The 23,966-nt window shown below is 58.8% G+C and carries 24 protein-coding genes; 6 read left to right on the forward strand and 18 right to left on the reverse strand.

The features are described 5' to 3' along the window. Positions 1 to 124: 124 nt before the first annotated feature. Positions 125 to 1,087: a thioredoxin-disulfide reductase gene (gene trxB / locus E3W21_RS23150; protein ID WP_129438437.1), complete on the reverse strand. Its 963-nt coding sequence runs from the start codon at positions 1,085 to 1,087 to the stop codon at positions 125 to 127. A 316-nt stretch (positions 1,088 to 1,403) separates the two neighbouring features. Between trxB and cysZ the strand changes: the two genes are divergently transcribed. Further along, positions 1,404 to 2,159, forward strand: coding sequence for a sulfate transporter CysZ (gene cysZ, locus E3W21_RS23160; RefSeq protein WP_134421992.1), 756 nt, complete (start codon positions 1,404 to 1,406; stop codon positions 2,157 to 2,159). A gap of 75 nt (positions 2,160 to 2,234) precedes the next feature. Here the strand turns inward: cysZ and E3W21_RS23165 are convergent, their stop codons facing one another. Then, positions 2,235 to 3,032 (reverse strand): hypothetical protein, encoded by a 798-nt coding sequence (locus tag E3W21_RS23165; RefSeq protein WP_134421993.1) that lies wholly within the window; start codon positions 3,030 to 3,032, stop codon positions 2,235 to 2,237. A gap of 229 nt (positions 3,033 to 3,261) precedes the next feature. Between E3W21_RS23165 and E3W21_RS23170 the strand changes: the two genes are divergently transcribed. Next, a complete protein-coding gene (locus tag E3W21_RS23170; RefSeq protein WP_134421994.1) occupies positions 3,262 to 4,461 on the forward strand; it encodes a glycosyltransferase family 1 protein in 1,200 nt (399 codons plus the stop codon). 127 nt (positions 4,462 to 4,588) lie between these two features. On the opposite strand, the gene E3W21_RS23175 is transcribed toward E3W21_RS23170, so the two are convergent. The 3 genes from E3W21_RS23175 to E3W21_RS23185 all read right to left on the reverse strand — a co-directional run bounded on the left by E3W21_RS23175 (position 4,589) and on the right by E3W21_RS23185 (position 6,971). After that, on the reverse strand, positions 4,589 to 5,692 hold the full coding sequence (locus E3W21_RS23175) for an NADH:flavin oxidoreductase (RefSeq protein WP_076028629.1): 1,104 nt from the start codon (positions 5,690 to 5,692) through the stop codon (positions 4,589 to 4,591). Positions 5,693 to 5,878: 186 nt separating this feature from the next. Beyond that, positions 5,879 to 6,361 (reverse strand): glutathione peroxidase, encoded by a 483-nt coding sequence (locus E3W21_RS23180; protein ID WP_134421995.1) that lies wholly within the window; start codon positions 6,359 to 6,361, stop codon positions 5,879 to 5,881. Positions 6,362 to 6,485: 124 nt separating this feature from the next. After that, positions 6,486 to 6,971, reverse strand: coding sequence for a peptidylprolyl isomerase (locus tag E3W21_RS23185; RefSeq protein ID WP_007901600.1), 486 nt, complete (start codon positions 6,969 to 6,971; stop codon positions 6,486 to 6,488). Between E3W21_RS23185 and E3W21_RS23190 the strand changes: the two genes are divergently transcribed. From E3W21_RS23190 to E3W21_RS23200, 3 genes are read left to right on the forward strand one after another with little or no spacing between them, the layout of a single operon-like run. Continuing rightward, positions 6,940 to 7,278 carry a DUF3565 domain-containing protein gene (locus tag E3W21_RS23190; RefSeq protein ID WP_056742973.1) on the forward strand — a complete coding sequence of 113 codons (339 nt, stop codon included), beginning with the start codon at positions 6,940 to 6,942 and terminating at the stop codon, positions 7,276 to 7,278. The genes E3W21_RS23185 and E3W21_RS23190 overlap by 32 nt on opposite strands. A gap of 60 nt (positions 7,279 to 7,338) precedes the next feature. Further along, positions 7,339 to 9,438: a phosphate acetyltransferase gene (pta, locus tag E3W21_RS23195; protein ID WP_134421996.1), complete on the forward strand. Its 2,100-nt coding sequence runs from the start codon at positions 7,339 to 7,341 to the stop codon at positions 9,436 to 9,438. Continuing rightward, the gene (locus tag E3W21_RS23200; protein WP_134421997.1) at positions 9,439 to 10,344 is read left to right on the forward strand and encodes an acyltransferase; all 906 of its coding nucleotides are present in this window, start codon (positions 9,439 to 9,441) and stop codon (positions 10,342 to 10,344) included. A 185-nt stretch (positions 10,345 to 10,529) separates the two neighbouring features. Here the strand turns inward: E3W21_RS23200 and cysN are convergent, their stop codons facing one another. The 3 genes from cysN to E3W21_RS23220 all read right to left on the reverse strand — a co-directional run bounded on the left by cysN (position 10,530) and on the right by E3W21_RS23220 (position 14,360). Beyond that, positions 10,530 to 12,428: a sulfate adenylyltransferase subunit CysN gene (gene cysN / locus E3W21_RS23205; protein WP_129438454.1), complete on the reverse strand. Its 1,899-nt coding sequence runs from the start codon at positions 12,426 to 12,428 to the stop codon at positions 10,530 to 10,532. A 9-nt stretch (positions 12,429 to 12,437) separates the two neighbouring features. Next, a complete protein-coding gene (gene cysD / locus E3W21_RS23210; RefSeq protein WP_131061189.1) occupies positions 12,438 to 13,355 on the reverse strand; it encodes a sulfate adenylyltransferase subunit CysD in 918 nt (305 codons plus the stop codon). A 246-nt stretch (positions 13,356 to 13,601) separates the two neighbouring features. After that, positions 13,602 to 14,360, reverse strand: coding sequence for a Nif3-like dinuclear metal center hexameric protein (locus E3W21_RS23220; RefSeq protein WP_134421999.1), 759 nt, complete (start codon positions 14,358 to 14,360; stop codon positions 13,602 to 13,604). A gap of 102 nt (positions 14,361 to 14,462) precedes the next feature. Between E3W21_RS23220 and algW the strand changes: the two genes are divergently transcribed. Beyond that, positions 14,463 to 15,623, forward strand: coding sequence for a Do family serine endopeptidase AlgW (algW, locus tag E3W21_RS23225; protein ID WP_134422000.1), 1,161 nt, complete (start codon positions 14,463 to 14,465; stop codon positions 15,621 to 15,623). Between the two features lie 147 nt (positions 15,624 to 15,770). Here the strand turns inward: algW and hisC are convergent, their stop codons facing one another. From hisC to E3W21_RS23275, 10 genes are all read right to left on the reverse strand, one after another. After that, positions 15,771 to 16,823, reverse strand: coding sequence for a histidinol-phosphate transaminase (gene hisC / locus E3W21_RS23230; protein ID WP_129438466.1), 1,053 nt, complete (start codon positions 16,821 to 16,823; stop codon positions 15,771 to 15,773). A 2-nt stretch (positions 16,824 to 16,825) separates the two neighbouring features. Then, the gene (gene hisD, locus E3W21_RS23235) at positions 16,826 to 18,163 is read right to left on the reverse strand and encodes a histidinol dehydrogenase (protein WP_134422001.1); all 1,338 of its coding nucleotides are present in this window, start codon (positions 18,161 to 18,163) and stop codon (positions 16,826 to 16,828) included. Positions 18,164 to 18,289: 126 nt separating this feature from the next. Continuing rightward, positions 18,290 to 18,925, reverse strand: a complete 636-nt coding sequence (hisG, locus tag E3W21_RS23240) for an ATP phosphoribosyltransferase (protein WP_007901570.1) — start codon at positions 18,923 to 18,925, stop codon at positions 18,290 to 18,292. A gap of 128 nt (positions 18,926 to 19,053) precedes the next feature. Continuing rightward, positions 19,054 to 20,319: a UDP-N-acetylglucosamine 1-carboxyvinyltransferase gene (murA, locus tag E3W21_RS23245; RefSeq protein ID WP_046045865.1), complete on the reverse strand. Its 1,266-nt coding sequence runs from the start codon at positions 20,317 to 20,319 to the stop codon at positions 19,054 to 19,056. 22 nt (positions 20,320 to 20,341) lie between these two features. Next, positions 20,342 to 20,581, reverse strand: coding sequence for a BolA family protein (locus tag E3W21_RS23250; RefSeq protein WP_007912386.1), 240 nt, complete (start codon positions 20,579 to 20,581; stop codon positions 20,342 to 20,344). A 113-nt stretch (positions 20,582 to 20,694) separates the two neighbouring features. Beyond that, complete coding sequence (locus E3W21_RS23255) at positions 20,695 to 21,000, reverse strand: lipid asymmetry maintenance protein MlaB (RefSeq protein WP_134422002.1); 306 nt, start codon at positions 20,998 to 21,000, stop codon at positions 20,695 to 20,697. Further along, positions 20,997 to 21,653: a phospholipid-binding protein MlaC gene (locus E3W21_RS23260; RefSeq protein ID WP_134422003.1), complete on the reverse strand. Its 657-nt coding sequence runs from the start codon at positions 21,651 to 21,653 to the stop codon at positions 20,997 to 20,999. Before E3W21_RS23260 ends, E3W21_RS23255 begins: the two co-directional genes overlap by 4 nt. A gap of 11 nt (positions 21,654 to 21,664) precedes the next feature. Beyond that, complete coding sequence (mlaD, locus tag E3W21_RS23265) at positions 21,665 to 22,132, reverse strand: outer membrane lipid asymmetry maintenance protein MlaD (protein ID WP_046045861.1); 468 nt, start codon at positions 22,130 to 22,132, stop codon at positions 21,665 to 21,667. Beyond that, positions 22,132 to 22,929 (reverse strand): lipid asymmetry maintenance ABC transporter permease subunit MlaE, encoded by a 798-nt coding sequence (gene mlaE / locus E3W21_RS23270; protein ID WP_008150745.1) that lies wholly within the window; start codon positions 22,927 to 22,929, stop codon positions 22,132 to 22,134. Before mlaE ends, mlaD begins: the two co-directional genes overlap by 1 nt. Then, positions 22,929 to 23,738, reverse strand: coding sequence for an ATP-binding cassette domain-containing protein (locus tag E3W21_RS23275; protein ID WP_129438474.1), 810 nt, complete (start codon positions 23,736 to 23,738; stop codon positions 22,929 to 22,931). The genes mlaE and E3W21_RS23275 overlap by 1 nt, the downstream gene beginning before the upstream one ends. Positions 23,739 to 23,966: the final 228 nt, after the last annotated feature.

Here is a 23,966-nt window from a genome sequence, read left to right on the forward strand (position 1 = left end):
CACTGTTGAATGATAAATGGCTATCGCGAGCAAGCTCGCTCCCACAAGGACCGGGGTCGGCAATGCGTCTTTTTATATATGCACAAAAAAACCGGCCGAAGCCGGTTTTTTCATTTCAACACAATCAGAACGAAGCGTTCTGCAGGTCGTCAAGGTAACGCTCGGCGTCCAGTGCCGCCATGCAGCCAGCGCCGGCCGAGGTGATGGCCTGACGGTAAACGTGGTCAGCCACGTCACCGGCAGCAAAGATCCCTTCGAGGCTGGTGGCAGTAGCGTTGCCGTCACGGCCGCCTTGCACAACCAGGTAGCCGTCTTTCAAGGTCAGCTGACCTTCGAACAACGACGTGTTCGGGGTGTGGCCGATGGCGATGAACACGCCGTCAACTGTCAGCTCGTCGAAGCTGCCGTCATTGTTCTTCAGGCGGGCACCGGTTACGCCCATGTTGTCGCCCAACACTTCGTCCAGGGTCGAGTTCAGCTTCAGCTCGATTTTGCCTTCGGCAACCCGGGCATTCAGCTTGTCGATCAGGATCTTCTCGGCGCGGAAGGTTTCGCGACGGTGAATCAAGGTCACTTTGCTGGCGATGTTGGCCAGGTACAGCGCTTCTTCCACAGCAGTGTTACCGCCACCCACCACAGCCACTGGCTTGTTGCGATAGAAGAAACCATCGCAGGTCGCGCAGGCCGAAACGCCTTTGCCCATGAACGCTTCTTCCGACGGCAGACCCAGGTAACGAGCGCTGGCGCCGGTGGCGATGATCAGGGCGTCGCAGGTGTAGGTCGCGCTGTCGCCGGTCAGGGTGTACGGCTTGGCAGCGAAGTCCACGGCATTGATGTGATCGAAGACGATTTCGGTTTCAAAGCGCTCGGCGTGCTCTTTCATGCGGTCCATCAGCGCCGGGCCGGTCAGGCCGTGGACGTCGCCAGGCCAGTTATCGACTTCGGTGGTGGTGGTCAGTTGACCGCCGGCTTGCATGCCGGTGATCAGCAGTGGCTTGAGGTTGGCACGGGCGGCATAGACCGCGGCGCTGTAACCGGCAGGGCCGGAACCGAGAATAATCACTCGCGAATGACGGACTTCAGACATGACCTGCTCCTGTTGACCGGCCCGAAACTTCTGGCGCGGAACGCCGGGTTGTCGGCGGGAATAAAAAAGGACCGTTGAAAGCACTTGGGGAAGGCTTGAGCTCGACAGTCCTGTAAAAAGTATGGGGTGCAGCGTATCGAGGGGGCGAAGATTAAGGAAATACGGTTTAACAATCCAGCTCATAGGCGGTCTCTATCCCATCACGATGGATACATAGGCGCCTTTGTTACAGTTAATGTCGATGCTGCTACCGCGCTTTCGCCTGTCAGGCAAAGCCGGTAAGGTCGGCGCGTTTCCCCTTTGCTCGGAGCACGTTATGCCCGCCCCCGTTCTGTCCGGCCCGCAATACCTGCGCGAAGGCCTCAAGCTGGTCCTGAGCCCAAGCCTGCGTTTGTTTGTGCTGTTGCCGCTGGTGATCAACCTGGTGCTGTTCGTCGGATTGATCTACCTGGCCAGCCATCAATTCAGCCTGTGGGTCGATACGTTGATGCCGTCCCTGCCCGAATGGCTGAGTTTTCTCAGTTATGTCCTCTGGCCGTTGTTCGTGGTGCTGGTGGTGTTAATGGTGTTCTTCACCTTCACCATGCTGGCCAACGTCATCGCCGCGCCATTCAACGGTTTCCTCGCGGAAAAAGTCGAAGTCGTGGTGCGCGGCACTGACGACTTCCCGACCTTCAGCTGGGGCGAACTGATCGCCATGATCCCCCGCACCCTGGCCCGGGAAATGCGCAAGCTCGGCTACTTCCTGCCGCGCGCCATCGGGTTGTTCATCCTCTCGTTCATCCCGGTGGTTAACATCATCGCCGCGCCGCTGTGGCTGCTGTTCGGGGTGTGGATGATGGCGATCCAGTACATCGACTACCCGGCGGATAACCACAAACTGGGCTGGAACGAGATGCTTGCATGGCTGCGCGCGAAGCGCTGGCAGAGCATGAGTTTCGGCGGGAGTGTTTATCTGGTGCTGCTGATTCCGGTGGTCAATATCCTGATGATGCCGGCCGCCGTGGCGGGTGCGACCTTGTTCTGGGTGCGTGAACGCGGCGCGGAAAATCTGGTGGCCCAACAAAGTTGAAAGGGTCGAAGCGAGGTACTCATTCAAATACCTCGCCTCTGACAACGGCCTTTGGCAAAAATCTACTGCAGAGGATTACTGCTGGGTCATCCAGACAGGAATGTATCGAGGGTCGATCAGTAGATAGGCGAGGACAAGCCCGCATGTCAAAACGAACAACCAGGATTTACCCGAGAAGAAAAGTGTAGCGCCGGTCAAGAACATCCAAAAACGGTGTAGCGGGCCATAACTACGCTGGTTCATAAGCGCCAAATAATGCAGCAATGCCAACCCGGTAAATACCATCACCAGCAGAGTCACGACCATCCCAAGCACTTGGCTCATCATCAGCGATCGTCCATAGGCCGAGAGACCATGCACGTAAAAATCAAAAAATGTGCGCTGAGAGGCGAGTTGGGTAAGTTCCGGATCAAAGGATGACTTTGCCAAACCGATGATACCTCCACATCCCGCAAGGATGGTGATGGGGGCAACAATGTAGACAGCCCAACTGTTTGAGGTAAATTGACCTTTGAGCAACGAGACCAGAGCAGTCGTCATGCTGAAAGCCAGCAAGGTGGAAAGGAGCATCCACAGGTAATAATGGACAAGCTCAACATAAATCGCGTACTTCCAGACTAAAAACATCACGCCGATTGCCAAGGCAAAAAAAACGGCTCCGGCTCCCTCTCCACTCGCACTCCCTGAGGAACCGCCTTTTGTGGTGAGATTGGTGATGTACGTTCGCGTCGTCTGAATTACCGTAACAGGGGCATTCACTGTAGGCGGATTAGTAATTCCGGCAAACAGTACTCCACATAGAACGCCCATCAACGGCCCCCAAACCCAGGCCTGCAAATTTGCATTCGTGACCAAATCTATAAATATCTGCATTCACATCCTCACTAAAATTATCGGGTAATTACTGGTTATAAAACCAGTAGTGGCACAATAAAATCACTTCTCCGACAAAAATGCAACAGCTTTTTTGACGCCATTATTTCGGCTATAAAATTCACCTTTACCCCACCCAACGTCTGCCGCCATCTCGACGCTGGATACGAAAAAAACGGTAGTGCCTCATCGCATCACAAATTCATCATCCCACCGTCACACTGACGACATGGCCTCAGCCGACACTGAGGTCATGACGACAGCTCTGCATATCACTCTGATCACCGAAACCTTCCCTCCCGAAATCAACGGAGTAGCCAATACCCTCGGCCGCTTGTGCGACGGCTTGCGCGCGCGTGGGCACCAGGTGGAATTGGTGCGACCGCGTCAGGGTTGCGATCAGCAGTTGGGCAGCGACGATGCGTTGTTGCTATGTCGGGGCTGGCCGCTGCCGGGTTATCCCGGCTTGCAATGGGGTCAGTCGTCGATGCACAAGCTGCTGCGGCGCTGGAAGCGTCATCGGCCGGACGTGCTGTACATCGCCACGGAAGGACCGCTGGGATTGTCCGCGTTGCGCGCGGCGCGGCGCTTGGGGATTTCGGTGGTCAGCGGCTTTCACACCAATTTCCAGCAGTACTCCAGTCAGTATGGGCTTGGACTGCTGACGCGATTGCTGACCCACTACCTGCGCTGGTTTCATAATCGTTCGACGCTGACCCTGGTGCCGAGCGTGAGCCAAAGAATGGAACTGGAGCGCCGGCATTTCGAGCGCCTGGCGTTGCTGTCGCGTGGGGTCGACAGCCAGTTGTTTCACCCGACCAAGCGGCTGACGTCGCTACGCGAACAGTGGGGTTTGGCCGACAGTGACATTGCCGTCATCCATGTAGGTCGCCTGGCACCGGAGAAAAATCTCGGCTTGCTTAAGCGCAGTTTCGAAAGGCTGCGTACGACTTATCCACAGAAAAACCTGAAGTTGATCGTGATTGGCGACGGCCCGCAACGAGCGGCACTTGAGAAAGAACTGCCCGAGGCGATTTTCTGTGGCTCACAACGCGGCGAAGCCTTGGCCAGTCACTATGCGTCGGGAGATGTGTTTCTGTTTCCAAGCCTGACCGAAACCTTCGGCAATGTCGTGCTTGAGGCGCTGGCCTCGGGACTGGGTGTGGTGGCCTACGATCAGGCAGCAGCGGCTCAGCACATCCGCCATAGCTACAACGGCGTACTCGCGATGCCGGGGGACGAAGAGGCGTTCTGCGATGCGGCGTGTTGGCTGTTGGAAGAGCGCGAAACCTTGCGCTGCGTGCGGCTTAATGCGCGTCAGCATGCGAGTCGCCAAGGGTGGGCAGCGATTATCGAACAGTTTGAAGGGCAGTTGCGCGGGGCTTGTGTGGGGGAGCAGGTGGTTCCTGGTGCAGCGACCTTACCCTGAATCCTGGGTGACATTGAGTCAGTCTTCGCGAGCAAGCCCGCTCCCACATTCGACCGAGTTTCTACATGCAGAATACGGTTAATTGTGGGAGCGGGCTTGCTCGCGAAGGCGTCAGTCAAGGCGCCGCTTAAACCAGGGTCATCAACGCCTCACGACTGAACGGCAGGATGTCTTCTTCACGGCCGTCACGCACTTTCTGCGCCCAGTCCGGGTCCACCAGCAACGCGCGACCTACCGCCACCAGGTCGAACTCATCATTGTTCAAGCGCTCCAGCAGTTTTTCCAGGCTGGCCGGCTGCGCGATCTTGTCGGTGTTGACCATGAACTGCAGGAACTCGCCATCCAGGCCGACGCTGCCCACGGTGATGGTCGGTTTACCGGTAAGTTTGCGGGTCCAGCCGGCCAGGTTCAGCTCGGAACCGTCGAACTCCGGTTCCCAGAAACGGCGCGTCGAGCAGTGGAAAATATCCACGCCGGCGTCGGACAACGGCTTGAGGAACTCGCCCAGTGCTTCCGGGGTTTGTACCAGACGCGCGGTGTAATCCTGCTGCTTCCATTGAGAGAAACGGAAAATAATCGGGAAGCCTTCGCCGACCGCTGCACGCACCGCCTGGATCAGTTCAATGGCGAAACGCGAACGGTTGGCCAGGCTGCCGCCGTATTCGTCAGTGCGCTGGTTGCTGCCTTCCCAGAAGAACTGGTCCACGAGGTAGCCGTGGGCACCATGAATTTCTACGCCGTCCATGCCGATGCTTTGGGCATCTTTGGCGGCCTGGGCAAATGCGGCGATCACGTCCTGGATATCTTGCTGGGTCATGCCGTGAACCACGACCTGACCGTCCTTCAATTTCTCCGACGGACCGTAACCCGGCACGCTGGCGTCCGGCTCGGTGCCGATGCGGCGCACGCTGCCGACATGCCACAGCTGAGGAACGATCTTGCCGCCTTCAGCATGAACCGCGTCGACCACTTTTTTCCATCCGGCCAGCGCCGCTTCGCCGTAAAAATGCGGCACATTCGGGTAACCGTTGGAAGCCTTGTGGCCGACGGTGGTGCCTTCGGTGATGATCAAGCCAACGCCTGCAGCGGCGCGACGACGGTAGTACTCGATCACTTTGGAATTGGGAACGCCACCCGGCGAAAACGAGCGGGTCATCGGCGCCATGACGACGCGGGTCGGCAGTTCGAGAGTGCCGAGGTGGAACGGTTTGAACAGGGCTTTGACGGGCATGGGACGCTCCACGGGACATAGACTTTATGACGGCGATAATATGGAGAGTGCCAAGCATTGAACAGCACTATTGATTTAAGTGATTAAGGATTAGAAACGAAAAGATCGCAGCCTTCGGCAGCTCCTACGGGTGTACTCATTCCCCTGTAGGAGCTGCCGAAGGCTGCGATCTTTTGATCTTTCTCTTTAGCTCAGGGCTTTTTCGATCGCATGAACGACAGACGGATCATCCGGCGCCGTGCGCGGCGAGAACCGCGCCAGCACGCGACCATCCTTGCCCAGCAGGAATTTTTCGAAGTTCCAGGTAATGTCACCCGGGAATTCAGCACCCTCGCCCGCCAGCAGACGGTACAGCTGATGACGATCATGACCGTTGACTTCCAGCTTGCTGGACAACGGAAAACTCACGCCGTAGTTGAGGCTGCAAAACTCCTGAATCTCTTGCTCGGTACCCGGTTCCTGCCCGGCAAACTGGTTGCACGGCAGGCCGAGTACGCTGAAACCTTTGTCCTTGTATTGCTGGTAAAGGTTTTCCAGCGCCGCGTACTGTGGGGTCAAGCCGCATTTGGAGGCAACGTTGACCACCAGCACGACACGCCCCTTGAAAGGCGCCAGCGGTAGCTCCTGACCATCCAGGGCTGTCAATTTAAGGTCGTGAAAAGCACTCATGACGAACTCCAAATTCCCGTGTTCTTCTCGAAACAGCCACTTGGCGGTGTCACCAGGGACAGCCGCTGACTAAAAAGGCGCCCCTCGGGCGCCTCTCCAGTTCTCGAAAGCTTAGCGCAGAAAATCAGTGGTGATGGCCACCTTCGCCATGGACGTGACCATGAGCGATTTCTTCCTGGCTGGCATCACGGATGTCGATGATCTTGACCTGGAAATTCAGGCGCTGACCAGCCAACGGGTGGTTGCCGTCGACGGTGACATCGTCGCCGTCCAGATCGCGAATGGTGACGATCTGCATCTGGCCGTCCGGAGCGGATGCGTGGAACTGCATACCCACTTCCAGCTCGTCGACGCCTTCGAACATGCTGCGGCTCAGGGTGCTGACCAGTTCGGCAGCGTATTCGCCGTAGGCATCTTCAGGTTCTACGGCGACAGTCAGTTCGTCACCGACTGCTTTGCCTTCCAGAGCCTTTTCCAGGCCCGGAATGATGTTACCTGCGCCTTGCAGGTAGACCAGCGGCGCGCCGCCGGCGGAGCTGTCGATGACCTCACCAGCGTCGTTGGTCAGGGTATAGTCGATGGAGACAGCCTTATTGGCGGCGATCAGCATGGGGCGAGACCTTTTGCATAAGAATGAAGAATGGCCAAGTTTAGCGAAGCAATCGCCCGAAAGCGAACACAACCCGGACAGACGGGTGGCGGCGAAAGGCTCAACGGTCACAGGCTTCCATCAGGATGAGGACGGGCACTGGGTGGCCGAGCTTTCCTGCGGTCACACCCAACACCTTCGCCACCAGCCACCGTGGCAATCGCGCGCCTGGGTCCTGGACCCCGCGCAACGTATTGAAAAAATAGGCCAGCCCTTTGATTGCGGTTGGTGCGCACAAGGCTCGGTTAGCGATAACCTTGGCGACTGAATTTCGGTAAACGGCCAGACATAGGTCGTCACCATTGCCATGCACCTCCAGAGAATTCGCATGCAAACTTTTTTTATCGCGCCCACCGATTTTGGTGTGGGTCTGACCTCCATCAGCCTCGGGCTGGTGCGTACTCTTGAGCGGGCCGGCCTCAAGGTCGGCTTTTTCAAACCGATTGCCCAGCCGCATCCGGGTGACACCGGGCCTGAACGGTCCACTGAACTGGTGGCGCGCACTCACGGTTTGAAACCGCCTCAGCCGCTCGGTCTGGCGCACGTCGAGCGCATGCTCGGCGACGGTCAGCTGGATGAGTTGCTCGAAGAAATCATCACCCTCTATCAGCAGGCTGCTGTCGGAAAAGATGTGCTGATTGTCGAAGGCATGGTCCCGACCCGCAGCGCCAGTTACGCCGCACGGGTCAATTTGCATTTGGCGAAAAGCCTCGACGCCGAAGTGATCCTGGTCTCGGCGCCGGAAAACGAAGTGCTGACTGAACTGTCCGGCCGCGTGGAGTTGCAGGCGCAATTGTTTGGCGGTCCGAAAGACCCGAAAGTCCTCGGCGTGATCCTCAACAAGGTCAAAACCGACGAGAGCATGGAAGCCTTTGCCTCGCGCTTGAAAGAGCATTCGCCATTGCTGCGCAGTGGCGATTTCCGTCTGTTGGGTTGCATCCCGTTCCAGCCGGAATTGAACGCCCCACGCACTCGCGACGTCGCCGATCTGATGGGCGCGCAAATTCTCAATGCCGGTGATTACGAGACCCGGCGCATGACCAAAATCATCATCTGCGCCCGTACCATGCGCAACACCGTGGAGCTGCTCAAGCCCGGCGTGTTGGTGGTGACACCCGGTGATCGCGACGACATCATCCTCGCCGTCAGCCTCGCGGCCATGAACGGCGTGCCGCTGGCCGGCCTGTTGCTGACCAGCGACACCCTGCCCGACCCGCGCATCATGGACCTGTGCCGTGGAGCCTTGCAGGCCGGCCTGCCGGTGTTGTCGGTGAGCACCGGTTCCTACGACACCGCCAACCAGTTGAACGGTTTGAACAAGGAAATCCCGATCGACGACCGCGAGCGCGCGGAGATCATCACCGATTTCGTTGCCAGCCACCTCGACGCCAAGTGGCTGCACCAACGCTGCGGCACGCCACGGGAAATGCGCCTGTCGCCCGCCGTGTTCCGTTATCAATTGATCCAGCGCGCCCAGGCTGCCAACAAACGCATCGTCCTGCCCGAAGGCAGCGAGCCGCTGACCGTGCAAGCCGCAGCGATCTGTCAGGCACGCGGCATTGCCCGTTGCGTGCTGCTGGCGAAACCGGCGGACGTCGAAGCCGTCGCTCGCGCCCAAGGCATCGAGCTGCCGCCGGGGCTGGAAATCCTCGACCCGGACCTGATTCGCGAGCGCTACGTCGAGCCGATGGTCGCCCTGCGCAAAACCAAAAGCCTCAACGCGCCGATGGCCGAGCAGCAACTGGAAGACACCGTGGTGATCGGCACCATGATGCTGGCGCTGGATGAAGTCGACGGCCTCGTGTCGGGGGTCATTCACTCCACCGCCAACACCATCCGCCCGGCCCTGCAGCTGATTAAAACGGCGCCGGGCTGCACGTTAGTGTCGTCGGTATTCTTCATGCTGTTTCCTGAAGAAGTGCTGGTCTACGGCGACTGCGTGATGAACCCGCACCCGAGCGCCAGCGAACTGGCCGAGATCGCGCTGCAAAGCGCCGACTCGGCAGCCGCCTTCGGCATCACCCCGCGCGTGGCGATGATCAGCTACTCCAGCGGTGAATCGGCCAGCGGCGAAGAAGTCGAAAAGGTTCGCGAAGCGACATTGCTCGCCCACGAGCAACAAAACTCGCTACTGATCGACGGCCCATTGCAATACGACGCCGCCGCCAACGAAACCGTTGCCCGGCAACTGGCGCCGAACAGCCAAGTGGCCGGTCGCGCCACAGTGTTCGTGTTCCCCGACCTGAACACCGGCAACACCACCCACAAAGCCGTGCAGCGCAGCGCCGACTGCGTCAGCCTCGGGCCGATGCTGCAAGGCCTGCGCAAACCGGTGAACGACCTGCCGCGCGGCGCGCAAGTCGACGACATCGTCTACACCATCGCGTTGACCGCGATTCAAGCTGCCAACCGACCTTTGGATCTTTAAATGCTGGATTCCCTACCTGCACCGCTGCGAGGCGTCATTGCCTCGCTGCTGTTGGCACTGAACACGATTGCCTGCTGCACACCGCTGTTCATCGTGGCGATTTTCAAACTGCTGCTGCCCTTCCCCGCCGCCCAGCGTTTTACCGATTGGCTGATGAGCCACATCCACGAAGCCTGGATCAGCAACAACAAAGCGTGGATGGACTTGCTCGGACACACACGCTGGAAACTCAGCAGCCTGGAAGGCCTGGACTATCAGCACTCGTATTTGATCACCAGCAACCACCAGAGCTGGGTCGACATCATGGTGTTGCAGTACGTGCTGAACCGGAAGATTCGCCCGCTGAAGTTCTTCCTCAAACAGGAACTGATCTGGGTGCCGGTGATTGGTCTGGCGTGGTGGGCGCTCGGTTTTCCGTTCATGAAGCGCTACTCCAAGGCCTACCTGGAGAAGCACCCGGAGAAGAAAGGCAAAGACCTGGAAACCACCCGCAAGACCTGCGACAAGTTCCGCCATAACCCGGTGGGAATTTTCAACTTCGTCGAAGGCACGCGTTTCACCGAAGGCAAGCATGCCCAGCAGAAATCGCCGTTCCGTCACTTGCTCAAACCGAAGGCGGGCGGCATCGCGTTTGTGCTGGATGCCATGGGTGAGCAACTGGAAGCCATCGTCAACGTGACCATTCACTATCCGGCCGGCCGGCCCGGTTATTGGGATTTGCTCTGTGGGAACGTGAAGGACGTGGTGGTGCACTTTCAGGAGCTGAAGATTCCGCCGCAGTTCATCGGCAAGAACTATGACCAGGACGGCGAGTATCGATTGCAGTTTCAGGGCTGGATCAACCAGTTGTGGGATGACAAGGATGCGTTGCTGGACCAGATGCACCGCGAGTATCCAGCGAAGTAGTCCGGCGTCTATACCGGCCTCTTCGCGAGCAAGCCCGCTCCCACAGTGGATTTTTGTCGTACAAAAAATTTGTGTCTCATGAAGATCCACTGTGGGAGCGGGCTTGCTCGCGAAGGCGTCCGACCGAACACAAAAAAACCCGCCGATGATCACTCATCGGCGGGTTTTTTATTAACGGCTAACGCTTAGATCGCGCCACGCTTGCGCAGCAGATCCAGCACTTGCTTGACGCTTTCTTCCAGCGACAGCGACTGGGTATCGACCACGAGGTCGGCGTCCAGCGGCACGTCGTACGGGAAGGAATCACCCGGGATGTTGTCCCCGGCCGCCGCGTACAGGCCTTGTGGGTCACGCTCGGCACAGACCGTCGGAGAGGCCTGGACGTAGACCGTCAGCAGACGTTCCTTGCCGATCAGTTCCCTGGCCTGTTCACGTCCTTCGGCACTCGGCGCAACAAACGCTGCCAGCGTCAGCAACCCGGCTTCGTTGAACTGACGCGCAACGTGCGCCGCACGACGCCAGTTCTCGGTACGCCCGGCGCGATCCTGTGGCAGACCTTTGTTCAGATCGTGACGCAGGTTCTGACCATCGAGTACAAACACCGCACGGCCCATGTCGAACAGCTTGCGTTCAACCGCGTAGGCCAGGGTGCTTTTGCCGGCGCCCGACAAGCCGCTGAACAACACGGTGGCCGGTTGCTGGCCGAAGCGCTGCACGCGTTCTTCGGTGGCTACATGGGCAAGCTTGCCGTGGTGAGTGCTGCTGCCATGGCTCAACGGCTGAGCGATGATCATGCCGGCCGCGACGGTGCCATTGGTCAAACGATCGATGACGATGAACGAACCGGTGGTGCGGTTGCTCGCGTAACCGTCCAGTGCGATGGCGGCGTCGAGGCTGACCTTGACCCGACCGATCTCGTTCAGCTGCAACGAGCTGGCCGGCCCTTCTTCCAGAGTGTTCACATCAACGCGGTTGACGATGCTGGTAATCGAACCCGGCACATAAGACGTGGCGCGCTTGATGTCGTATTTCTTGCCCGGCAGCATCGGTTCTTCGGCCATCCACACCAGCATGGCGTCGAAGGCGTCAGTCACTTGCGGCAGGTTGTCGGCGTGCACCAGCAAGTCGCCGCGGGAGATGTCGATCTCGTCTTCCATGGTCAGCGTTACAGCCTGACCCGGTCCTGCGTGCTCCAGCTCACCTTCGAAGGTGACGATGGATTTCACGCGGCTGCTCTTGCCCGACGGCAGCACAACGACTTCGTCGCCCTTGTGCACGACGCCGCTGGCCAGGGTGCCGGCGAAACCACGGAAGTTCAGGTTCGGACGGTTGACGTACTGCACCGGGAAACGCAGGTCGGTGTAGTTGCGGTCGTTGGCAATCTCGACGGTCTCGAGAATTTCCATCAGCGACTGGCCGGTGTACCACGGCGAGCGCTCGGACTTGTTCACCACGTTGTCGCCTTTCAGCGCCGACATCGGCACGAAGGCCATGGTGGTCGGTTTGAAGGCGATGCCTTCGGCGAACTTCAGGTAATCGGCCTTGATCGACTCGAAGACTGTTTCGTCGAAGCCATTGAGGTCCATCTTGTTGATGGCAACAACGATGTGTTTGATGCCGAGCAACGAGGCAATGAAGCTGTGGCGACGGGTCTGGGTCTGCACGCCGTAACGGGCGTCGACCAGGATGATCGCCAGGTCACAGGTGGACGCACCGGTGGCCATGTTGCGGGTGTACTGCTCATGGCCAGGGGTATCGGCAATGATGAATTTGCGTTTGGCGGTGGAGAAATAACGGTAAGCGACATCGATGGTGATGCCCTGCTCACGCTCGGCCTGCAGGCCGTCGACCAGCAATGCCAGGTCGATGTCATCGCCAGTGGTGCCGACTTTTTTCGAGTCGCGGGTAATGGCTTCCAGGTGATCTTCGTAGATCATTTTGGAGTCGTGCAGCAGGCGCCCGATCAGGGTGCTCTTGCCGTCGTCGACGTTGCCACAGGTCAGAAAGCGCAGCATTTCCTTGCGTTCGTGCTGGCCCAGGTAGGCGAGGATGTCCTCGCTGATCAAATCAGATGCGTGCGACATGACAACCCCTTAGAAATAACCCTGACGTTTCTTTTCTTCCATCGAGCCTGCGCCATCGTGATCGATGACCCGGCCCTGGCGTTCGGAAGTTCGCGTCAGGAGCATTTCCTGAATGATGTCGGTCAGGCTGGTGGCCTCGGACTCGACCGCACCGGTCAGCGGGTAGTCGCCGAGCGTACGGAAGCGGACCTTCTTCTTGACGATGCGCGCCTTGTCTTCATCGCTCAGGTGATTGAGCAGGCGTTCGTCGTCGATCATGATCCAGGTGCCATTCATCTCGATAACGTCGCGCTCGGCGGCGAAATACAGCGGCACAATCGGGATGCCTTCGAGGTAGATGTACTGCCAGATGTCCAGTTCGGTCCAGTTCGACAACGGGAAAACACGGATCGATTCGCCCTTGTTGACCTTACCGTTGTAGACGTTCCACAACTCGGGACGCTGGTTTTTCGGGTCCCAGCGGTGCTTCGTATCGCGGAAGGAATACACGCGCTCTTTGGCACGGGACTTCTCTTCGTCACGACGGGCACCACCGAAAGCGGCATCGAAACCGTACTTGTCGAGGGCCTGCTTGAGGCCTTCGGTTTTCATGATGTCAGTGTGCTTGGCGCTACCGTGGGTCAGCGGGTTGATGCCCTGCGCGACGCCATCGGGGTTCACGTGCACGATCAGGTCCAGGCCGAGTTCTTCGACCATGCGATCGCGGAACGCGTACATTTCCTTGAACTTCCACCGGGTGTCGACGTGCATCACCGGGAACGGCAGTTTGCCGGGGAAGAATGCCTTGCGCGCAAGGTGCAGCATCACGGCGGAGTCTTTACCGACGGAGTACAGCATCACCGGGTTATCGAACTCGGCGGCGACCTCGCGGATGATGTGGATGCTTTCGGCCTCCAGCTGTTTCAGATGCGTCAGTTTGTCGACCATGGCTACTCACGAAAACGATCTTATGGACGGCCAGCGGGCCGTGTTCGAGCGGGGAATCCTAGCACAGCGACCTCTTCTAATCAGGACGTGAGCTAGATCGAAAGGGTATATGAATATACCCCCTCGTTTGGGCTACGGTCTCTGTAGGAGCTGCCGAAGGCTGCGATCTTTTGACTTTGATTTTCAAGATCAAAAGATCGCAGCCTTCGGCAGCTCCTACACAGGGGAATGCATTAGTTCAGGAAATCAGATGGGGTTCGGGCAATCGATGAAGATGTGCTCAAGGGCAAAACGCCGCGCCAGATAATCGCCCAGGGCCTGCACGCCATAACGCTCGGTGGCGTGATGGCCGGCGGCGATGAAGCTGATGTCGTTTTCCCGGGCGCTGTGAAAGGTCTGCTCGGACGCCTCACCGCTGAGGTACAAGTCGACGCCAGCCAGCACGGCCTGATCGATGTAACCCTGACCGCCACCGGTGCACCAGCCAACGCGGCGAATCATCTCGCTGCCTTCGATCAGCAACGGCTCGCGACCCATGACTTCTTGTACGCGACGGGCAAAATCGCGGGCCGTCACCGGCTCGCTCAATGAACCGACCAGGCCGACAACTTTGAGATTGTCCGGGTCCAATGGGCCTTCCACAGTGATATCGAGCTGACGTGCCAGTTGAACGTTATTGCCGACTTCCGGGTGCAGATCCAGCGGCAGATGGTAGGACAATAGACTGATATCGTGCTTGAGCAGGGTTTTCAACCGACGCTGCTTCATGCCGGTGATGCACGGATTCTCGCCCTTCCAGAAGTAGCCGTGATGCACCAGCACCAGATCGGCGCTGGCTTCCACTGCGGCGTCGAGCAACGCCTGGCTGGCGGTGACGCCACTGACGATGCGCATGACCTGCGGCCGGCCTTCGACCTGCAACCCGTTGGGGCAGTAATCGGCAATCTTTGCACTGTTAAGGTAACGGTCGGCTTCTTCGACCAGGGTGCTCAGGGCGACGGCCATAAAAGACTCCTAAATATCCCGTTCAGAGGCACGCTTCGCCTCGTATAATGCGCGACATTATGGGCGGTCTCATACCGCCTGCAACCTCTCAGGACGTGCTTAATGCTCAAGGCGCTGCGTTTTTCCGGCTGGCCGCTGTTGGCCGGCGTGCTTATTGCTCTGTTAATCATCCAGCGTTACCCGCAGTGGGTCGGGCTCCCAAGCCTTGACGTCAACATGCAGCAAGCCCCGCAAACCACCACCATGCAACAAGGCCCCGTGTCCTATGCCGACGCGGTGACCATGGCCGCACCGTCGGTGGTCAACCTGTACACCACCAAAGTCATCAACAAACCGAACCATCCGCTGTTCGAGGATCCGCAGTTCCGCCGCTTCTTCGGCGACAACTCGCCCAAACAGAAACGCATGGAGTCGAGCCTCGGCTCCGGCGTGATCATGAGCCCGGAAGGTTACCTGCTGACTAACAACCACGTGACCACCGGTGCCGACCAGATCGTGGTGGCGCTCAAGGACGGTCGTGAAACCCTGGCCCGAGTGATCGGCAGCGACCCGGAAACCGACCTTGCAGTACTGAAAATTGATCTGAAGAACTTGCCATCGATCACTGTCGGGCGTTCCGACAACATCCGCATCGGCGACGTAGCCCTGGCCATTGGCAACCCGTTCGGTGTCGGCCAGACCGTGACCATGGGCATCATCAGCGCCACCGGGCGCAATCAGCTGGGCTTGAACAACTACGAAGACTTCATTCAGACCGACGCTGCGATCAACCCCGGCAACTCCGGCGGTGCGCTGGTGGATGCCAACGGCAACCTGACCGGCATCAACACGGCGATCTTCTCCAAGTCCGGCGGTTCGCAGGGCATCGGTTTCGCAATCCCGGTGAAACTGGCCATGGAAGTGATGAAGTCGATTATCGAGCACGGCCAGGTGATTCGCGGCTGGCTCGGTATCGAAGTGCAGCCGTTGAGCCAGGAACTGGCGGAATCGTTTGGCCTGTCGGGGCGCCCGGGCATTGTGGTCGCGGGGATTTTCCGTGACGGTCCGGCGCAGAAGGCCGGCCTGCAACTGGGTGACGTGATTCTCAGCATCGATGGCGAACCGGCCGGCGATGGTCGTCGTTCGATGAACCAGGTCGCGCGGATCAAACCGACCGACAAGGTCACGATCCAGGTGATGCGCAACGGCAAAGAGCTCAAGCTCACCGCCGAGATCGGTTTGCGCCCGCCGCCGGCGCCAGTCAAAGAGAAAGAAGAAGAGTAAATGTTGCAGGGCACACCACGAGCAAGACTTAAGGTCGGTGTTGCCCCATTCGCGAGCAAGCCCGCTCCCACACTGGATCTTCGGTGAACACATTATTTGTGAGCACCGAAGATCCAGTGTGGGAGCGGGCTTGCTCGCGAAGGCGACTCAGAGGTCGCCGAGGCCGTCGATCAACGCCTGATTCTGCTCCGGCGTGCCAATCGAGATCCGCAGGAACTGGGCAATCCGTTCCTGCTTGAAGTGCCGAACGATCACACCCTGCTCGCGCAACTTTGCAGCCAACCCAGCCGCATCGTGTTTCGGATGACGGGCGAAGATGAAGTTCGCCGCCGACGGCAACACTTCAAAGCCCTTCGCTTCCAGCTGCCCGATCACCTTATCGCGACTCTCAATCACCAACCGGCACGTCTTGTCGAAGTGCTCACGATCCTCGAACGCCGCCGCAGCTCCCACAATCGCCAGACGATCCAGCGGATAGGAGTTGAAGCTGTTCTTGATCCGCTCCAGCGCCTCGATCAGGTCCGGATGCCCCACCGCCAGCCCCACTCGCAGGCCGGCCAGCGAACGGGACTTGGACAGGGTCTGGGTCACCAGCAGGTTCGGATAACGATCCACCAGGCTGATCGCCGTCTCACCGCCGAAATCGATGTAAGCCTCATCCACCACGACCACTGAATCCGGGCTGGCCTTGAGAATTTGCTCTACAGCATCCAGCGCCAACAGACAGCCAGTCGGTGCGTTCGGGTTAGGGAAGATGATCCCGCCGTTCGGCTTGGCATAGTCCGCCGGGTTGATCTGGAACTGCTCGTCCAGCGGCACCGCGTCGAAGGCGATGCCGTACAACCCGCAGTAAACCGGATAGAAGCTGTAGCTGATGTCCGGGAACAGCAGCGGCTGATCGTGCTGCAGCAAACCGTGAAAGATGTGCGCCAGGACTTCATCGGAACCATTGCCGAGAAACACCTGATTGCTCTGCACGCCGTAGTACTGGGCGACCGCTTGCTTGAGCAGGTCGCTGTTCGGGTCCGGGTACAGACGCAGGTTGTCATTCAGTTCGGCCTGCATCGCCGCCAAGGCTTTTGGCGATGGACCGTACGGGTTTTCGTTGGTGTTGAGCTTCACCAGCTTCGCCAGTTTCGGCTGCTCGCCCGGCACATAAGGCACCAGATTCTTGACGAACGGGCTCCAGAATTTACTCATGTTCAGTTCCCCTGCCCTTGTGAAGAGTCTTCGTCAAGGATGCGGTATTCGGCGCTCCGCGCGTGGGCGGTCAGCGACTCGCCACGGGCCAGCACGGAAGCGGTTTTGCCCAGTTCCGACGCACCCTGCTCGGAGCAGAAGATGATCGACGAACGCTTCTGGAAGTCGTACACACCCAGCGGCGAGGAGAAACGCGCGGTGCCGGAGGTTGGCAACACGTGGTTCGGACCTGCGCAGTAGTCGCCCAACGCTTCGGAGGTGTGACGGCCCATGAAGATCGCGCCAGCGTGGCGAATCTTCGGCAGCCAGGCCTGCGGATCAGCAACGGACAACTCAAGGTGTTCCGGTGCGATGCGGTTGGCCACTTCGATGGCTTGGTCCATGTCGCGGACCTTGATCAGCGCGCCACGGCCATTGATCGACGTTTCGATGATCTCGGCGCGTTCCATGGTCGGCAGCAGTTTAGCGATGCTGGCGGCGACCTTGTCGAGGAACTCGGCGTCCGGGCTGACCAGAATCGCCTGGGCGTCTTCGTCGTGCTCGGCTTGGGAGAACAGGTCCATGGCGATCCAGTCCGGATCAGTCTGGCCGTCGCATACCACGAGGATTTCGGATGGGCCGGCGATCATGTCGATGCCGACCTGGCCGAACACGTGGCGCTTGGCGGTGGCGACGTAGATGTTGCCCGGACCGACCACTTTGTCGACCTTCGGCACGCTTTCGGTGCCGTAAGCCAGCGCGGCGACCGCTTGAGCGCCGCCGATGGTGAACACGCGGTCGACGCCGGCGATGCAGGCTGCGGCCAACACCAGCTCGTTGATTTCGCCACGAGGCGTCGGCACCACCATGACCACTTCGGTCACACCGGCCACCTTAGCCGGAATCGCGTTCATCAGTACCGAGGACGGATAAGACGCCTTGCCGCCCGGTACGTACAGACCGGCGCGATCCAGCGGCGTGACCTTCTGGCCCAGCACGGTGCCGTCGGCTTCGGTGTAGCTCCAGGAATCCTGTTTCTGTTTCTCGTGGTAGCTGCGTACTCGGGACGCGGCTTTTTCCAGCGCTTCACGCTGCGGCACGGTGATTCGGGTCAGGGCCAGTTCCAGGCGTTCACGAGGCAGGATCAGTTCCGCCATGGACGCGACCTGCAGGCCGTCGAACTTCTGGGTGAATTCCACCAGCGCCGCATCGCCACGCTCGCGCACGGCCTTGATGATATCCAGCACCCGCTGATTGACCGAGTCGTCAGACACACTTTCCCAGCTCAGCAGATGATCCAGATGATGTGCGAAATCCGGGTCAGCAGCGTTGAGTCGGCGAATTGCAGTCGGTGCGGTCATAGCGAGAGCCTCATAGGAATGGCAAAAACTCAGGCGCCCTAACTTAGCAGTCGTTTCCGCTTGGGCACCTGAGAATTCTGGCTATGAGGCGGATAGACGGGCGCGACTTAACGTCGCGCAGGTGAATCAGCCGCGGTGTCGAGACTCCACTGCCTTGCGCAGGGTGTCGATCAACGCCTGGATACGGGCGTGCTGCATTTTCATCGAAGCCTTGTTCACGATCAGCCGGGAGCTGATGTCGGCAATGAAATCCTGGGGTTCCAGACCATTGGCGCGCAGGGTGTTGCCGGTATCGACCACGTCGATGATCTTGTCTGCCAGACCGATCAGCGGCGCCAGTTCCATCGAGCCATAGAGCTTGATGATGTCGACCTGACGGCCCTGTTCGGCGTAGTAGCGCTTGGCAACGTTGACGAATTTGGTCGCCACACGCAGGCGGCCCTTGGGCTCGACATCGCCGACACGGCCGGCGGTCATCAGCTTGCAGAGGGCAATTCTCAGGTCCAATGGCTCGTACAAACCCTGGCCGCCGTATTCCATCAGCACATCTTTACCGGCGACGCCCAGGTCAGCGGCACCATGTTCGACGTAAGTCGGCACATCGGTGGCGCGCACGATCAGCAGACGCACATCGGCCTGAGTCGTGGGGATGATCAGCTTGCGGCTCTTGTCCGGATTCTCGGTCGGCACGATGCCCGCTTCAGCCAGAAGCGGCAGGGTGTCGTCAAGGATGCGGCCCTTGGACAGTGCGATGGTCAACATGGGAAACGTCAGTCCTTATCAAGGTACTCATGCCCGGTCGCAAATGGCGCCGGACACACATCGAGCCTGAAACAGGCTCGACTTGAAACGAAATCAACGGGCGCGTCCCTGCGCCCATGCAGCAGAAACTAGCCCGGTACGCGGCGGATCTTGGCGCCGAGCATCTGCAGTTTCTCTTCGATGCACTCGTATCCACGGTCGATGTGGTAGATGCGGTCGATCAGGGTGTCACCTTCAGCGATCAACGCCGAGATCACCAGGCTGGCCGAAGCACGCAGGTCGGTGGCCATGACTGGCGCGCCCTTGAGCTTTTCGGTACCCGTGACGATGGCAGTGTTGCCTTCGACCTGGATCTTGGCGCCCATGCGGTGCAGTTCGTAAACGTGCATGAAGCGGTTTTCGAAGATCGTCTCGATCACGGCACCGGTGCCTTCGGCAATGGCGTTGAGGGAGATGAACTGCGCTTGCATGTCGGTCGGGAATGCCGGGTACGGAGCGGTGCGCACGTTAACGGCTTTTGGCCGTTTGCCGTGCATGTTCAGCTCGATCCAGTCTTCGCCGCAGGTGATTTCGGCACCCGATTCCTTGAGTTTCTCAAGAACGGCTTCGAGGATGGTCGGATCGGTGTCCTTGACCTTCACACGACCGCCGGTTACGGCAGCAGCGACCAGGTAGGTGCCGGTTTCGATACGGTCAGGCATCACTTTGTAAGTGGTCGGGTGCAGACGCTCAACACCATCAATGGTGATGGTGTCAGTGCCGGCGCCAGTGATCTTGGCGCCCATGGCGATCAGGAAGTTCGCCAGGTCGATGACTTCAGGCTCGCGAGCGGCGTTTGCCAGAACGCTGCGGCCCTTGGCCAGAGCGGCCGCCATCATGATGTTTTCGGTACCGGTCACACTGACGGTGTCGAAGAAGAAGTGCGCACCGCGCAGGCCACCTTCAGGCGCCTTGGCCTTGATGTAACCGCCTTCGACGTCGATGACCGCGCCCATGGCTTCGAGGCCACGAATGTGCAGGTCAACCGGACGCGAACCAATGGCGCAACCGCCAGGCAGTGCGACTTCGGCTTCACCGAAACGGGCAACCATCGGGCCCAGCACCAGGATCGACGCACGCATGGTTTTAACCAGTTCGTACGGAGCGATCAGGGTCTTGATGGTGCGCGGGTCGATTTCGACGCTGAGTTTCTCGTCGATCACCGGCTCGATGCCCATACGACCGAACAGCTCGATCATGGTGGTGATGTCGTGCAGGTGCGGCAGGTTCGCCACGGTCACCGGGCCATCACACAGCAGGGTTGCAGCCAGGATCGGCAGGGCAGAGTTCTTTGCCCCGGAGATGCGGATTTCGCCATCAAGACGAACGCCACCGGTAATTATCAATTTATCCATAAGAATCTCGACGCCCTTGGGCTCAGGTGCGCTCGGCCCAGGCCGCGCTGCTGAAAAATTTCATAGTGACCGCATGGATGCTGCCATCGGTGATCCATGGGTTCAAATGGGCATAGATCTGCTGCTGACGCTTCACCGGGCTCAACGCCGCCAGTTCATCGCTAATCACGTTCAGCTGAAAGTTGCAGCCTTCGCCCTCGACTTCTACTAGGGTTCCTGGCAGCTTTCCTTCAAGGAAGCTCTTCACTTCTACGGCCTGCATGCTCAACCTCAATCGGCGCCCTGTGCGCGCGGGTCGGACATCATACAAAAAAGCCCCGCGCCTGCGAACCCCGCGAAGCAGGACTCTGACGGGGGGCTTCTTTATAGATGCGGTTAGGGATGCGCCAACAACTCAGTCAATTCGCTGACCTGAGCGATTTCGCGCATGTCTTCTGGCATCTTGCGGATGCTCAGCGCCTTCCCGGCCGCCTCGGCATCACGCATGAAACACAGCAGCAACGACAAGCCGACACTGCTGGACTTCAACACAGCCGAGCAATCGACCACCAGTGCAGCGGCCTTGCTGGATTTAATCAGCGCCTGCCCCTGCTTGCGCAAGCCGGGGCCGGTGCGGTAATCCAGCATGCCGCTAAGCGTCAGCTCGCCGGATTCGCTCATGCGAATGGCCGACACACTCATTGAGCTTGCGTCTCGGTTGTTTGCTTCTGACTGGCTTCCTTGGCTTTGGCGACTTCCCCGGCCCAACCATTGATGGTCTTGTCCAGGTCATTGCCATTGCGCTGCATCGCATCAGCGAACTGATCACGGAACAGCTTGCCAATGTTAATGCCGTTGATGATCACGTTGCGCAGTTTCCACTCGCCACTGATCTTTTCGAGTGTGTAAGACACAGGATAGATCGCGCCGTTGCTGCCTTTGACCGTCATGGCAACGCTTGTACGATCTCCCGACTCATCCTTGGCAGGGTCGACGACGATCCCCTGATTGTTGTATTCGAGCAAAGCGTTGCCATAGAACTGGAACAGACCCTTTTTGAAGTTTTCTTCAAAGGTCTTCATTTGCGCAGGCGTGGCTTTGCGCGAGTATTTGACCGTCATGATGCTCTTGGAAATGCCCTCGGCATCCACAACAGGTCCGACGATGGTGTCCAGCGCGGCATAAAAGTCTTTCGGATCCTGCTTGTACTTCTCTTTATTGGCCGCCAGATCGGCAAGTAACCGATTGGTGGTGTCCTGTACCAGTTCGTGCGCGGAAGGCGCCGCCACGGCGTTAGCCATCAACGGCAGGGCCGCGAGTAATACCAACAGGCCACGTCGCAAGGTAGAGATCATTCAAAAGCTCCTCATTTGGCGTCTTTACTAACGGTATTGAGCAGAAACTTACCGATCAGGTCTTCGAGTACCAGCGACGACTGGGTGTCGTGGATGGTTCCACCATCCTTGAGCAAGCCTTCTTCGCCGCCCACGCTGAGACCGATGTACTTCTCGCCCAACAGTCCAGCGGTCAGGATAGATGCAGTGGAGTCAGTCGGCAGGTTATCTACGCGTTTTTCCAGCTGCATGGTCACTCGACCGGTGAAACTGTCGCGGTCCAGATCGATCGCAGTGACCTTGCCGATGGTCACACCGGCCATGGTCACTTTAGCTCTGACCGTCAAACCGGCGATATTGTCGAAATACGCATAAAGTTTATAAGTGTCGGTGGTTGCGCTCGGTGACAGACCACTCACCCGCAACGCCAGCAACAGCAAAGCCAGGATGCCAGCCAGCAAGAAAAGGCCGACACCGATTTCCAGGGTGCGGTTTTGCATCAGAAATCTCCAAACATCAAGGCGGTCAGAATAAAGTCCAGGCCGAGTACAGCCAAAGAGGCATACACCACGGTCTTGGTAGTGGCACGACTGATCCCCTCGGAAGTGGGCTCGCAGTCATAGCCTTGGAATACGGCGATCCAGGTCACGACAAAGGCGAAAACGATGCTTTTGATGATGCCGTTGAGCACATCGTCTGCAAAGGTCACGCTGTTCTGCATGTTGGACCAGTAGGAACCTTCATAGACACCCAGCCAGTCGACGGCCACCCACGAACCACCCCAGATTCCCACCACGCTGAAGATCATCGCCAGCACAGGCAGGGAAATGAAGCCGGCCCACAGGCGCGGGGCAATGATGTACTTGAGCGGGTCGACACCAATCATTTCCAGACTGGACAACTGCTCGGTGGACTTCATGTTGCCGATTTCGGCAGTCAATGCCGAACCAGCGCGCCCGGCGAACAACAATGCCGTGACCACGGGCCCCAGTTCGCGCAACAGCGTCAGCGCAACCATCTGGCCGACCGCCTGCTCCGAACCATAGCTGGATAGAATATTGAAGCCTTGCAGCGCCAGCACCATGCCGATGAATACCCCGGAGACCACGATGATCACCAGGGACATCACGCCCACCGAATGCAGTTGCTTGATCAGCAAGCCAAAACCGCCGCCAATGCCGCCACGGCCAAGCAAAGCATGGAACAGGAATATCGCGGAACGGCCGAACACCCCCAGCACGTCAATGCCAGAGTGGCCGAACCGGCGAACCCGTTCTATTAGTGAAATCTTGCGCATCAACGCTTCCCCAGAAGATCTGCGCGGTAATCCGTCGCTGGAAAGTGATAGGCGACCGGACCGTCGGGCTCGCCTGTCATGAATTGACGGATGCGTGGCTCCTGCGAGTTCATCAGCTCCTCGGGAGTGCCCTGCCCCAACACCTGGCCTTCGCCGACGACATAGATGTAGTCGGCGATGCTCGCGGTCTCGGCCAGGTCGTGGGAGACCACGATACTGGTGATGCCCAGCGCATCGTTGAGCAGGCGGATCAGGCGCACCAGTACGCCCATGGCGATGGGGTCCTGGCCGACAAAGGGCTCGTCATACATGAGGATCTGCGGATCGAGGGCAATCGCCCGGGCCAGCGCGACGCGACGCTTCATGCCGCCGGACAACTCGTCAGGCATCAGGTCGATGGCGCCACGCAAGCCCACGGCCTGCAATTTGAGCAGGACAATGTCCCGGATCATTTCTTCCGGCAGTTCGGTATGGACGCGTAGCGGAAAGGCGACGTTCTCGAACACATCGAGATCGGTGAACAGTGCACCACTCTGAAACAGCACGCCCATGTGCTTTCGCGCATCGAACAGATCACTGCGCGACAGTTTCGGCAGGTTCTGTCCATTGACCCAGACTTCGCCTTTGGTGGGCCGCAACTGTGCGCCCATCAGCCGCAACAGCGTAGTCTTGCCGCACCCGGAAGGCCCCATGATGCCGGTGACCTTGCCGCGCGGGATACGTATATCGACGTTATTGAAAATGCTGCGCGTTCCGCGCTTGAAGGACAGTCCCTTCAGCTCGACCGCGTAGGCTTTATCGGCACTCATCTAAACTCCTTGCGATGCAGCCTCTCACTCGGACGCCTGACTTTCTGGCGAAAGCACATACCTCCCGGGCAGGCCGAACTGGCGGCGAACTATATCACTGCAATGGCCAAGCGCCCAAGGCCCAAGCCGGGCCATGTTCAGCAACATGACGGGGTAAAAGCTTACATTTAAGGGTATTGGGTAACCGGGAATGACAAAGCGCGACGAACTTGCGTGAGGGTTTCGATC

The sequence above is a fragment of the Pseudomonas sp. F01002 genome (assembly GCF_004402115.1).
In the GTDB taxonomy this organism is placed as follows: Bacteria; Pseudomonadota; Gammaproteobacteria; order Pseudomonadales; family Pseudomonadaceae; genus Aquipseudomonas; species Aquipseudomonas frigoris.

Excerpts from the sequence above, each read along its gene's own strand:
- murA (WP_046045865.1), bottom strand. The coding sequence starts at position 20,319 with ATGGATAAATTGATAATTACCGGTGGCGTTCGTCTTGATGGCGAAATC.
- trxB (WP_129438437.1), bottom strand. The coding sequence starts at position 1,087 with ATGTCTGAAGTCCGTCATTCGCGAGTGATTATTCTCGGTTCCGGCCCT.
- algW (WP_134422000.1), top strand. The coding sequence starts at position 14,463 with ATGCTCAAGGCGCTGCGTTTTTCCGGCTGGCCGCTGTTGGCCGGCGTG.
- cysD (WP_131061189.1), bottom strand. The coding sequence starts at position 13,355 with ATGGTCGACAAACTGACGCATCTGAAACAGCTGGAGGCCGAAAGCATC.
- pta (WP_134421996.1), top strand. The coding sequence starts at position 7,339 with ATGCAAACTTTTTTTATCGCGCCCACCGATTTTGGTGTGGGTCTGACC.
- E3W21_RS23275 (WP_129438474.1), bottom strand. The coding sequence starts at position 23,738 with ATGAGTGCCGATAAAGCCTACGCGGTCGAGCTGAAGGGACTGTCCTTC.
- E3W21_RS23255 (WP_134422002.1), bottom strand. The coding sequence starts at position 21,000 with ATGAGTGTGTCGGCCATTCGCATGAGCGAATCCGGCGAGCTGACGCTT.
- E3W21_RS23175 (WP_076028629.1), bottom strand. The coding sequence starts at position 5,692 with ATGCCCGTCAAAGCCCTGTTCAAACCGTTCCACCTCGGCACTCTCGAA.
- E3W21_RS23250 (WP_007912386.1), bottom strand. The coding sequence starts at position 20,581 with ATGCAGGCCGTAGAAGTGAAGAGCTTCCTTGAAGGAAAGCTGCCAGGA.
- E3W21_RS23165 (WP_134421993.1), bottom strand. The coding sequence starts at position 3,032 with ATGCAGATATTTATAGATTTGGTCACGAATGCAAATTTGCAGGCCTGG.
- cysZ (WP_134421992.1), top strand. The coding sequence starts at position 1,404 with ATGCCCGCCCCCGTTCTGTCCGGCCCGCAATACCTGCGCGAAGGCCTC.
- E3W21_RS23180 (WP_134421995.1), bottom strand. The coding sequence starts at position 6,361 with ATGAGTGCTTTTCACGACCTTAAATTGACAGCCCTGGATGGTCAGGAG.
- E3W21_RS23185 (WP_007901600.1), bottom strand. The coding sequence starts at position 6,971 with ATGCTGATCGCCGCCAATAAGGCTGTCTCCATCGACTATACCCTGACC.
- E3W21_RS23200 (WP_134421997.1), top strand. The coding sequence starts at position 9,439 with ATGCTGGATTCCCTACCTGCACCGCTGCGAGGCGTCATTGCCTCGCTG.
- mlaD (WP_046045861.1), bottom strand. The coding sequence starts at position 22,132 with ATGCAAAACCGCACCCTGGAAATCGGTGTCGGCCTTTTCTTGCTGGCT.
- E3W21_RS23190 (WP_056742973.1), top strand. The coding sequence starts at position 6,940 with ATGGAGACAGCCTTATTGGCGGCGATCAGCATGGGGCGAGACCTTTTG.
- hisC (WP_129438466.1), bottom strand. The coding sequence starts at position 16,823 with ATGAGTAAATTCTGGAGCCCGTTCGTCAAGAATCTGGTGCCTTATGTG.
- cysN (WP_129438454.1), bottom strand. The coding sequence starts at position 12,428 with ATGTCGCACGCATCTGATTTGATCAGCGAGGACATCCTCGCCTACCTG.
- E3W21_RS23260 (WP_134422003.1), bottom strand. The coding sequence starts at position 21,653 with ATGATCTCTACCTTGCGACGTGGCCTGTTGGTATTACTCGCGGCCCTG.
- hisD (WP_134422001.1), bottom strand. The coding sequence starts at position 18,163 with ATGACCGCACCGACTGCAATTCGCCGACTCAACGCTGCTGACCCGGAT.
- mlaE (WP_008150745.1), bottom strand. The coding sequence starts at position 22,929 with ATGCGCAAGATTTCACTAATAGAACGGGTTCGCCGGTTCGGCCACTCT.
- E3W21_RS23170 (WP_134421994.1), top strand. The coding sequence starts at position 3,262 with ATGGCCTCAGCCGACACTGAGGTCATGACGACAGCTCTGCATATCACT.
- E3W21_RS23220 (WP_134421999.1), bottom strand. The coding sequence starts at position 14,360 with ATGGCCGTCGCCCTGAGCACCCTGGTCGAAGAAGCCGACCGTTACCTT.
- hisG (WP_007901570.1), bottom strand. The coding sequence starts at position 18,925 with ATGTTGACCATCGCACTGTCCAAGGGCCGCATCCTTGACGACACCCTG.